The 569-nt window shown below is 49.0% G+C and carries 1 protein-coding gene; it reads right to left on the reverse strand.

Annotated elements, in window-relative coordinates:
* Window positions 1-569, reverse strand: a 569-nt coding sequence (locus tag R7E78_RS28995) for a LysR substrate-binding domain-containing protein (protein ID WP_318059000.1), incomplete at both ends; no start/stop codon positions are given.

A 569-nucleotide genomic window follows, 5' to 3' on the forward strand; every position in this document is an offset into this window, starting at 1 on the left:
TTTTGGACGAGCGACTCCTATCGCGTCTGACCAGACTTGCCAATCGTGTTTTCTGCGCTCATTCGTGACCTCAATGAGCGGATACGTCTTTAAGATGTCAGAAAGGTTAACTGGATTGCTGTGGTCGATGAGATCAGGGCTGCACACTAATACCAGTTCGTCTTCACTGAGCTTTTCGCAATAGTAGTCTTGCCACTCTTCAGGGTTGCCATGCACCAACGCAGCATCAACGCCTTCTTGTTCCAAATTGAACCGTCCAGAAAGGTTAGATAGGCGCACATCAAGTTGGGGCGCATAGGCTTGAAGGCGTGGCATACGTGGGATCCACCAATGCAGTGCCAAGGCATTCACCATGTTTAGCGTAATGCGTTGAGAGTTTTGATCGTGCATCAGTGCTTCGGTTGCATCGACGATTTGTTCTAACGCTGGCGCGACTTTGCGGTAGTATTTTTTGCCTTCCGTATTGAGGTACACATGGCGTCCAATACGGTCAAAAAGCGGTTTGTTTACTTGGCTTTCGAGAGATTTAATCGCTTGGCTGATCGCCGAGTGGCTAACGCTCAGAAGCT

Source organism: Vibrio sp. YT-19(2023) (genome assembly GCF_033337395.1).